We start from the raw sequence: 1,135 nt of genomic DNA on the forward strand, positions 1-1,135 counted from the left end.
TTGTAACTTCCCAAATGGCGCATTCGGCTATGTAATGCCGGTTGCGGTGGCGGATGGGAGACCGAATTCCCTTTGGGACAGCAAGCCCGTGGGAGAGCAAGGGTCTCCGTCCGCCGTTCCATCGAACCCGAACAGTCGCCAGGGCCGCTTGCGCAGGCAAAGTCCGTTTAGGCAAGGATGGGGCAAGATGGATATTGTTGTTGGTATCGATGTGTCGAAGGATCGCCTGGATGTGGCCGTGGCGCCGTCCGGTTTGACCTTTCAAGTGCCGAACACGCAAGGCGGCATTGACGATCTGGTGTCACGTTTGCAGTCGATCGGTGCCGATGTGGTCGCGCTCGAAGCGACCGGCGGCTTTGAGACGGCGGCCGTGGCCGGACTGTCGGCAACCGGGCTTGCCGTCATCGTGGTCAACCCGGCGCAGGTGCGCGCCTATGCCAATGCGCTCGGCCGCCGCGCCAAGACCGACGCCATCGATGCGGCGGTGATCGCGGCTTATGTGCTGGCGACCAGGCCTGAGCTTAGATCGCTCAAGGATGCCGAAACCCAGGTGCTTTCGGCACTCGTGGCGCGCAGGCGGCAGATTGTCCAGATGATCGTGGCCGAGGAGAACCGGGAACGCATGGCCTTGGCGAAAGAGGCGCAGAAGAGCATCAAGCGCCTGCTTTCCGCCCTCAGACGCGAGCTCGAAAGCCTCGACAGGGATCTCGACGACCAGATCCGCAAATCGCCCGTCTGGCGGGTGCGCGAGACCCTGTTGACGTCGGTACCAGGCGTTGGGCCGGCAACGGCGCGCACGCTTCTTGCCGAAATGCCGGAACTGGGCAGCCTCGATCGGCGGCAGATCGCGTCTCTTGCGGGTCTCGCCCCCTGGACCCGGCAATCGGGGACGTGGAAAGGCAAGAGCTTCATCGGCGGGGGGCGTGGCAAGGTGCGGGCCGCGCTCTTCATGGCGGCCCTCGTCGCCAGCCGGTACAACCCCGTCCTCAAGGCCTTCCGCGACCGTCTCGTGGCGGCGGGCAAGCCCAGGATCGTCGCAGTCGTCGCTACCATGCGCAAACTGCTGACAATCCTCAACGCCATCATCCGGGACGAAAAACCATGGCAAAACGCTTGACTGCCAAGACAGTCGCTC

General features: G+C 63.7%; 1 protein-coding gene. It reads left to right on the plus strand.

The window, feature by feature from the left end; all coding sequences use genetic code 11:
* The first annotated feature begins 187 nt into the window (after positions 1 to 187).
* Complete coding sequence (locus tag HHL25_RS23395) at positions 188 to 1,117, plus strand: IS110 family transposase (RefSeq protein WP_169595651.1); 930 nt, start codon at positions 188 to 190, stop codon at positions 1,115 to 1,117.
* The last annotated feature ends 18 nt before the right edge of the window (positions 1,118 to 1,135 follow it).

Source organism: Rhizobium terricola (assembly GCF_012927355.1).
In the GTDB taxonomy this organism is placed as follows: domain Bacteria; phylum Pseudomonadota; class Alphaproteobacteria; order Rhizobiales; family Rhizobiaceae; genus Allorhizobium; species Allorhizobium terricola.

Coding starts and splice junctions, on each gene's coding strand:
- HHL25_RS23395 (WP_169595651.1), top strand. CDS start 188: ATGGATATTGTTGTTGGTATCGATGTGTCGAAGGATCGCCTGGATGTG.